Source organism: Actinomadura sp. BRA 177 (assembly GCF_013372625.1).
In the GTDB taxonomy this organism is placed as follows: Bacteria; Actinomycetota; Actinomycetes; order Streptosporangiales; family Streptosporangiaceae; genus Spirillospora.
The window spans coordinates 1-7,824 of the sequence record NZ_JABXFD010000621.1; the positions used below are offsets into that span (position 1 = coordinate 1).

8 protein-coding genes and 1 pseudogene are annotated in these 7,824 nt (G+C 72.0%); 6 read left to right on the plus strand and 3 right to left on the minus strand.

Annotated features, from left to right (window positions below; all coding sequences use genetic code 11):
- Positions 1 to 194: 194 nt before the first annotated feature.
- From HUX53_RS34810 to thiI, 4 genes and pseudogenes are all read left to right on the plus strand, one after another.
- Positions 195 to 716: pseudogene (locus HUX53_RS34810) on the plus strand (LuxR C-terminal-related transcriptional regulator); the annotation flags it as partial.
- 56 nt (positions 717 to 772) lie between these two features.
- Positions 773 to 1,048, plus strand: a complete 276-nt coding sequence (locus HUX53_RS34815; RefSeq protein WP_176407530.1) for a hypothetical protein — start codon at positions 773 to 775, stop codon at positions 1,046 to 1,048.
- Positions 1,049 to 1,144: 96 nt separating this feature from the next.
- On the plus strand, positions 1,145 to 2,170 hold the full coding sequence (locus tag HUX53_RS34820) for a 6-phosphofructokinase (protein ID WP_176407531.1): 1,026 nt from the start codon (positions 1,145 to 1,147) through the stop codon (positions 2,168 to 2,170).
- Between the two features lie 103 nt (positions 2,171 to 2,273).
- The gene (gene thiI, locus HUX53_RS34825; RefSeq protein ID WP_176407532.1) at positions 2,274 to 3,503 is read left to right on the plus strand and encodes a tRNA uracil 4-sulfurtransferase ThiI; all 1,230 of its coding nucleotides are present in this window, start codon (positions 2,274 to 2,276) and stop codon (positions 3,501 to 3,503) included.
- Here the strand turns inward: thiI and HUX53_RS34830 are convergent.
- The 3 genes from HUX53_RS34830 to aroF all read right to left on the minus strand — a co-directional run bounded on the left by HUX53_RS34830 (position 3,500) and on the right by aroF (position 6,535).
- Positions 3,500 to 4,393 (minus strand): DUF5954 family protein, encoded by an 894-nt coding sequence (locus HUX53_RS34830; protein WP_176407533.1) that lies wholly within the window; start codon positions 4,391 to 4,393, stop codon positions 3,500 to 3,502. The genes thiI and HUX53_RS34830 overlap by 4 nt on opposite strands.
- Positions 4,394 to 4,831: 438 nt before the next feature.
- The gene (locus HUX53_RS34835) at positions 4,832 to 5,041 is read right to left on the minus strand and encodes a hypothetical protein (RefSeq protein WP_176407534.1); all 210 of its coding nucleotides are present in this window, start codon (positions 5,039 to 5,041) and stop codon (positions 4,832 to 4,834) included.
- A 444-nt stretch (positions 5,042 to 5,485) separates the two neighbouring features.
- A complete protein-coding gene (gene aroF / locus HUX53_RS34840; RefSeq protein ID WP_176407535.1) occupies positions 5,486 to 6,535 on the minus strand; it encodes a 3-deoxy-7-phosphoheptulonate synthase in 1,050 nt (349 codons plus the stop codon).
- A 271-nt stretch (positions 6,536 to 6,806) separates the two neighbouring features.
- Here aroF and HUX53_RS34845 point away from each other — a divergent pair, with 271 nt between their 5' ends.
- A complete protein-coding gene (locus tag HUX53_RS34845) occupies positions 6,807 to 7,430 on the plus strand; it encodes a molybdopterin-dependent oxidoreductase (protein WP_176407536.1) in 624 nt (207 codons plus the stop codon).
- Positions 7,431 to 7,543: 113 nt separating this feature from the next.
- The coding region (locus HUX53_RS34850; RefSeq protein ID WP_176407537.1) for a hypothetical protein at positions 7,544 to 7,824 on the plus strand (281 nt) is incomplete at its 3' end.

Below are 7,824 nucleotides of genomic sequence, written 5' to 3' on the forward strand. Positions count from 1 at the left end.
TTGAAGACTGCATATATTGTTCCGTGTATTCTCGGGAGCTCTTAGATTTGTATTACTAGCAGGCTTAAATATTTGTAGTGACCCATGAGAAGTTGCTTTACTGTTTTTTTGTTTTCCAGGAGGAAGACGTCTTACGTGAGTGGATTCCGTCTCGTGTGCTCGGAGATTGGTATAAGTGACAGGCGGACGGCTGCGCCACGCGCCCCCAGGTCGCCGTCGTCGACCTGCAGCTGCCCGACATCAGCGGCGTCGAGGTGACCCGCCACCTGGCCGCCGCCGACCCGCCCGTCCGGGTGCTGGTGCTGTCGGCGAGCGGCGAGCAGCAGGACGTCCTGGAGGCGGTGAAGGCGGGCGCCACCGGCTACCTGCTGAAGTCCGCCGCCCGCGAGGAGTTCCTGGACGCCGTCCGCCGCACCGGCGAGGGCGACGCCGTCTTCACCCCCGGCCTCGCCGGCCTCGTCCTCGGCGAGTACCGCCGCCTCGCCGCCGCGCCCGCCCGCGAGGACGACGACGCGCCCCGCCTCACCGACCGCGAGACCGAGGTACTGCGCCTCGTCGCGAAGGGCCTGACGTACAAGCAGATCGCCCAGCGCCTCGTCCTGTCCCACCGGACCGTGCAGAACCACGTGCAGAACACCCTCGGCAAGCTCCAGCTCCACAACCGCGTCGAACTCGTCCGCTACGCCATCGAAAAGGGCCTCGACCAGGAGGACTGAACCCGTACGAGGTCGCCTACCTGCACGGCGGGGGACGGCACGCGATCGCCGCCTCGATGACGGCGCTCCGGCTCGACCGCGCCGTCGACGTCCACGCCGACGGGCGGCTGGTGGCGACCGGGCCGCCCGGCGACCTCGCCGGGGACGCGGCGCGGGAACTGGCGCTCGCCGAGGTCCGGTGGTCGTATGACGGCGGGTCCCCGCGGCGGACGCCCGGGGGAGTGGCCGTGCGGATTCGCGGGTACACCCGGGTCTTCGGACGCGGCGCGTCCCGCCGACCGCCGCGTCGGGGGAACGAGATGCCACCGCACGCGCCAGCGGCTATGGTCTAGACCAATGGCGGCGCGCCGGCACGTCCGGTCACGCGCGGGCCATGGTCGGAGCAGGTGAATCGAGGGAGGAGCCCGGTGGCGGGAGAAGGAGACGGCATGCGTGTCGGAGTGCTGACCGGTGGCGGGGACTGCCCCGGTCTGAACGCGGTGATCCGCGCGGTCGTCCGCAAGGGCGTGCAGGTCTTCGGCTACGAGTTCGTGGGCTTCCGGGCCGGCTGGCGCGGACCCCTCGAAGGCGACACCGTGGCCCTGGACGTGCAGGCCGTGCGCGGGATCCTGCCGCGCGGCGGGACGATCCTCGGCTCGTCCCGGACCAACCCGGTCAAGGTCGAGGGCGGCGTCGAGCGGATCAAGGACAACCTCGCCGGGCTCGGCGTGGACGCGCTCATCGCGATCGGCGGCGAGGACACCCTCGGCGTCGCGCGCGAGCTGTACGCCAACGGCGTCAACGTCGTCGGCGTCCCGAAGACGATCGACAACGACCTGAACGCGACCGACTACACGTTCGGGTTCGACACCGCGGTGAACATCGGCATGGAGGCCGTCGACCGGCTGCACACCACCGCCGAGAGCCACCACCGGGCGCTGATCTGCGAGGTCATGGGCCGGCACGCGGGCTGGATAGCGCTGCACGTCGGCATGGCCGCCGGCGCCAACGTCATCCTCATCCCCGAGCGGCCCTTCGACATCGAGAAGGTCTGCCAGTACGTGGAGAGCCGGTTCAAGACCCGGTACGCGCCAATCATCGTCGTGTCCGAGGGCGCCCACCCGGTCGACGGGCAGATGCAGCTGCAGACCGGCGAGCGCGACGCGTTCGGGCACGTCCGGCTCGGCGGCATCGGCCAGGCGCTCGCCGACGAGATCGAGAAGCGCACCGGCAAGGAGGCCCGCGCCACCGTGCTCGGGCACATCCAGCGCGGCGGCACGCCCACCGCGTTCGACCGCGTCCTCGCCACGCGCTTCGGCCTGCAGGCGATCGACGCCGTCAAGGACGGCGACTTCGGCAAGATGGTCGCGCTCCAGGGCACCGACATCGTCCGCGTCGGGCTGGACGAGGCGACCAAGGAGCTGAAGACCGTCCCGCTGGAGCGCTACGCCGAGGCCGAGGTCTTCTTCGGCTGACGTCCCCGCCTGGCGGGAACACGGGTATCGGGTCGCAGTGTTGCCCTCTCTGGGCCACACTAGAAGCACACCCCTTGTCCGGTTCCCGCCAGGAGGATCACGCATGACCACGCTCGACACCGCGCCGGCGGACGTCCGGGAGCATTCGCCGGTCGACGGCGAGCCGTGCGTGCTGCTCAAACTGGGCGAGGTCGTCCTCAAAGGCAAGAACCGCGAGCAGTTCGAGCGCCGCCTGGCCGACAACGTGCGGCAGGCCGTCCGGCCCATCGCCCGCGTGGACGTCGTCCGCCGCCACGGCGTGTTCATCGTCCGCAAGCACGACGCCGACCTGGCCACCATGGAGCGGGTCGCGCAGCGGATCAGCGACGTCATGGGCATCGTGTGGGCGCACCGCGCCTGGCGCGTCGGCAAGGACGTCGCCAGCGTCGAGCGCGCCGCCCTGGAGCTCATGGACGGCCGCACCGGCTCGTTCGCCGTCCGCGCCCGCCGCCGCGACAAGCGGTTCCCGATGACCTCCGTCGAGCTCGACCGGCACATCGGCGCCCTCGTCGCCGCCCGCTACGGCCAGCCCGTCAAGCTCAAGAACCCCGAGCACACGCTGTCCATCGAGGTCGACCGCGACGAGGTGTTCGTCTACTCCGGCGGCCTGCCCGGCCAGGGCGGCCTGCCCGTCGGGATGAGCGGCCGCGGCCTCGTGCTGATGTCCGGCGGCATCGACTCGCCCGTCGCCGCCTACCGGATGATGCGCCGCGGCCTGCGCGTCGACTACCTGCACTTCTCCGGCATGCCGTTCACCGGCCCCGAGTCGATCTACAAGGCGTACGCGCTGGTCCGCGAGCTGGACAAGTTCCAGGGCGGGTCGCGGCTGTTCGTCGTCCCGTTCGGCAAGGCGCAGCAGCAGATCAAGTCGTCCGGCGCCGACCGGCTCGCGGTGATCGCGCAGCGCCGCCTGATGCTGCGCACCGGCGAGGTCCTCGCCCGCCGGCGGCGCGACACCGCGCTGATCACCGGCGACGCGCTCGGCCAGGTGTCCAGCCAGACGCTCGCCAACATCACCGCGCTGGACGACGCCGTCGAGCTGCCGATCCTGCGGCCCCTCGTCGGCATGGACAAGATCGAGATCATGGACCAGGCGCGCCGCATCCGCACCCTGTCGATCTCCGAGCTGCCCGACGAGGACTGCTGCACCCTGCTCGCGCCCCGCCGCGCCGAGACCAAGGCCCGGATCGACGACCTGCGCAAGATCGAGAAGCGCCTGGACGTGGACGAACTGGCCGAACACCTGGCCGACTCCGTCCAGGAGCACCGCCCCGCCTACGCCGACCCGGCCTAGCGCGCGTCGAAGTCCGTAGGGCGCGGCGGCTCCGGGCCGTCCGGGCCCATCAGCGTGATGCGCTCGATCCGGACGATGCGGAAGCGGCGCCCGGCGACCGCGATGCCGTTGCGGCGGGACTCGTCCTCCATCAGCTCCGCCGCCTCGGCGAACCGTTCGACGTCGGCCTCGGCCGGGCTCTCCACCGCCGGCACCACGTGCCGGAAATAGGTGATCAGCGCGTCGCGGGCCTGCTGCGGGGCCTCGTGCAGCCGGCCGACCGGCCGCCAGCGCCGCTCGCTGCGCTCGGCCACCGTGAACGCGGGCGCCAGCGCCACCGGGGTGAGGAACGCGCCGGACGGCTCGCTGCCCGTCGCCGCCGCCGCGTCCAGCACCTGGCACAGCAGCTCCGCGGTCGCGAAGTCCGACGCCGGGCCGTCCGCGGGCAGCAGGTCGTAGGCGGGGGCGGCGCGGCCGGCGCCCAGCGGGTCCAGGTCCGTCGGGCGGGGCGGCTCGGGGCCGTCCGGGCCGGTGCGGACGAGCTGCTCGATCCGCACGATGCGGAACCGCCGCCCGCCCGCGCTCACCTCGTCGGCCTGCTCGTGCTGCACCGTGCGCGCCGCGGCGAGCAGCTCGCGCTCCGCGGCGCCGCCGGCGAGCGCGGCCAGGTCCTCCAGCCGGCCGGCGAGCAGCTCCCGCGCGCCCTGCGGCAGCGGATCGCACGGGCACAGCACCTGCCAGCCGCCCGCGACGTGCTCGGCGGCCGTGAACAGCGTGCCCACGACCACGAGCTCCGGGTAGGCGGACAGGGCGCGGCAGGCGTCCGCGAGCATCACCGCGGCGACCGGGTCGACGCCGTCCAGATCCTCCGGGAACAGCCGTCCCCCGGCGTCACCATCGCCCGTTGTCATGCCGGACATCATCCTCGCCGCGCCCGCCCCGGCCAATGGTTCAGACCAATTTGTTACCGGTGCGTTCTTATTGCAGTCCCCTCCTCCTTCGGGCCTTGACGGCCCTCCATCGTCGGGAACTGCGCGCGATCGCTGCATCGCATCCGACTCGCCTAGCGGCTCGCTGCGCGATCAGGTTCTCGCAGGCTCGAACCTGCCTTCGGTCGCGATCGCAGGCGTTGAGGTCGTCGCGTGGCTGGGGTGTCGGCTGAGGTCGCCTGTCCCGCGACACGGACACGCCCGCAGGCGCGAGCAGCGTCCGGCCGCGGGTGAACGGGATCGGGGGCAGCGGGACGGCCGCCGTCCCGGACAGCGCCTCGGCAACCTCACGGTCCTCCTCGCCATGTGACGAGGACGGACGCCACCGAGGCGGTCCCGATAGGAGTGTCAGGGTGATGCCTACGGGCCCGATTCCGTGTCCTCGCCGCCGCGATGAGTAGGGCGCAGCCCGCGTCGGGCGCCGACTGTCGCCGCCCCCAGCGGCCGGTCAGATTTGGCCGCCAGCAGCCCGATCAGGCCGGTGAACGCGGGCGCGCTGCCGATCGTGACGACGGTGCCCGCCGCCACGCCGGTGCGGCCCGCGGCGATGAAGAACGCGGTCTGGTACACGGTGATGCGAACGTGTCCAGGCCCATCAGCGGCAGGTTGCGGCGGTTACGAGCAGGCGACGGGGCCTGGCGCCGCCACGCGCGCAGACCGGGAGCGCGAGCCGCACTGGGCCGCCGGCGACGATGCGGCTCATGGTGATCGAGCGGGGGAGCCGCCCAGTCCACATGGGTCTGGGCGGCCTCCGTGCTCCCTCGCAGGGATACCGCCATCGGATGCCGGCGGCCCGCCTCGCGCGCCGCAAGGCGCCTCGAAGCGATCAGATGGGCACCGGATCCACTGTTCTCAACTCACACCAGCCATCGCCCCGATCCCGCAACGACCTGATCCATCGCGATCGCGTCCGAAGGCAGGTTCGAGCTTGCGAGAACCTGATCGCGCAGTGAGCCGCTAGGCGAGTCGGATGCGATGCAGCGATCGCGCGCAGTTCCCGACGATGGAGGGCCGTCAAGGCCCGAAGGAGGAGGGAACTGCCATAGACGGGGTGAGTGAGCGGCCGACGATGGGGGGCAGGTCGCGGACGAGCTTGGCGAGGTCGCGGAGGTCGCCGTCCACCAGGGCCTGCGGGCCGTCGCAGAGGGCGGTCTCCGGGTGCGGGTGCACGTCGATGATCACGCCGTCGGCGCCGATCGCGATGGCGGCGCGGGTCAGCGGCAGGACGAGGTCGCGGCTGCCGCCCGAGTGCGACGGGTCCACGATCACCGGCAGGTGGGAGAGGCGCTGCGCCACCGGGACCGCGGAGATGTCGAGCGTGTTGCGGGTCGCCGTCTCGAACGTGCGGATGCCGCGCTCGCACAGGACGATGTCGAGGTTGCCGCGCTGCGCGACGTACTCGGCGGCCATCAGCCACTCCTCGATCGTCCCGTTCATGCCGCGCTTCAGCATCACCGGCTTGCCGGCCTCGCCGGCCGCCTGCAGGAGGGCGAAGTTCTGCGCGTTGCGGGTGCCGATCTGCAGCATGTCCGCGTACGAGGCGACCAGCTCGACGTCGCCGGCGTCCACCACCTCCGTGACGATCGGCATGCCCGTCTCCTCCCGCACGTCCGCGAGGATGCGCAGCCCGGCCTCGCCGAGGCCCTGGAACGCGTACGGGGAGGTGCGCGGCTTGAACGCGCCGCCGCGCAGCAGCGTCGCGCCCGCGGCCTGAGCCATCTGCGCGGCGCCGAGCGTCTGCTCGGGGGTCTCCACCGCGCACGGGCCGGCGATCAGCGTCATCGTGCCGGGGCCGATCGGCACGCCGCCGACCCGCACGACCGAGCGCTCGCCGTGGTTCTCGCGGCTCACCAGCTTGTAGGGCGCCGAGATCCGGATCACATCGGTGACGCCGCGCATCCCGCGCAGGTTCAGCGAGCCGAACTGCTGGACGTCGCCGACGAGCCCGACGATGGTCCGCTCCACGCCGCGGCTGACGAAGGCGTCACCCCCCGCCGTCTCGACCAGTGAGACGACGGCCTTGATATCCGCTTCGTTGGCCTCGGGGGCCATGACGACGACCATTGGTGTGCTGCCTCTCCTGTTACGCCCCGGAACCCCGGTGGATCCCGCGGACGACCCCTGAAACAGAGAAAGCCCCGGGCCACTGGGCCCGGGGCTTCTCATTCCGTGGTCTGTCAGCGCAGCGCCTGGCAGACCAGCCACCCGGGCCGACCGTACCAAAAGAAATAGACGACGTTGCGCACGGACCCAAGCGTAGCCGATGTCCGGAGCGCCCATTCGCACCGCCCCCGGATATGGCTCAGCTCACGCCGGATGGCAGGATGGCCGCGTCATGAGCCACCCCGAACCTTCCGCACCGCGGCCGCCGGAGCTGCCGCCCGGCCAGTACGTCCCCCGGGGCTGGCCCGTCCTGCACTACGGCCCCGTCCCGAAGTTCCGTCCCGAATCCTGGGAGTTCCGCGTCTTCGGCGCCACGGAGTCGGGGGAGCAGCACCGCTGGACCTGGGACGAGTTCGACGCGCTGCCGAGGGCCCGGTCGGTCGCCGACTTCCACTGCGTCACCAAGTTCACCGTCCCCGGCAACGCGTGGGAGGGCGTCCCCGCCGCGGCGCTCGCGGAGCTGGCGCCGCCCGCCCCGGACGCCACGCACGTGATGGTCTGGGCCGAGTACGGCTACAGCGCCAACATCCGGATGAGCGACTTCCTCGCCGCCGGGACGATGTTCGCCACCCACCACGGCGGCGAGCGGCTGACCGCCGACCACGGCTTCCCCCTCCGCATCGTCGTCCCGCACCTGTACGCGTGGAAGAGCGTGAAATGGGTCCGCGGCGTCGAGTACATGGTGAAGGACCGCCGCGGCTTCTGGGAGGAGCGCGGCTACCACAACGTCGCCGACCCGTGGCGGGAGCAGCGCTACTCCTACCAGGAGGACGAGGGCGAGTCGCCGCCGCTGTGACGCGCCGGTTCCGCGCCGCGACGCGCGCGTGGCCGGGTGTGGCCCGATTCGAGTCGCTCGTAAATCGGCAACGGCCGGACCGCCGGGTACGGTAGACGTTACCGTAAGTCGTCATGGTCCTACCGTCCGTCGCGGATGCCGTGGTGTACGCCACGGCCGTCGGCGCCGCCTCCGGAGTCTGGGCGCTGCGCCGGTGGCTGCCCCTGCCGCACCGCGTGCCCGCCGACCCGGCCGAGCAGGCGGCGTTCGCGACCCTGCACCCGATCGCGCGGGCGGCGAAGCCGCCGCTCGCCGGGACCACCAACCACCCGGCGCGCCCGAGGCGGCGCCGGGCGGTCGGTGCGCACCGCACCCGTCCCGTCTACACACCCGGCACCGCCGACCATGCTGACAG

Bases quoted from the DNA above. Each gene is read 5' to 3' on its own strand.
- HUX53_RS34815 (WP_176407530.1), top strand. From the start codon at position 773: ATGACGGCGCTCCGGCTCGACCGCGCCGTCGACGTCCACGCCGACGGG.
- HUX53_RS34820 (WP_176407531.1), top strand. From the start codon at position 1,145: ATGCGTGTCGGAGTGCTGACCGGTGGCGGGGACTGCCCCGGTCTGAAC.
- thiI (WP_176407532.1), top strand. From the start codon at position 2,274: ATGACCACGCTCGACACCGCGCCGGCGGACGTCCGGGAGCATTCGCCG.
- HUX53_RS34830 (WP_176407533.1), bottom strand. From the start codon at position 4,393: ATGACAACGGGCGATGGTGACGCCGGGGGACGGCTGTTCCCGGAGGAT.
- aroF (WP_176407535.1), bottom strand. From the start codon at position 6,535: ATGGTCGTCGTCATGGCCCCCGAGGCCAACGAAGCGGATATCAAGGCC.
- HUX53_RS34845 (WP_176407536.1), top strand. From the start codon at position 6,807: ATGAGCCACCCCGAACCTTCCGCACCGCGGCCGCCGGAGCTGCCGCCC.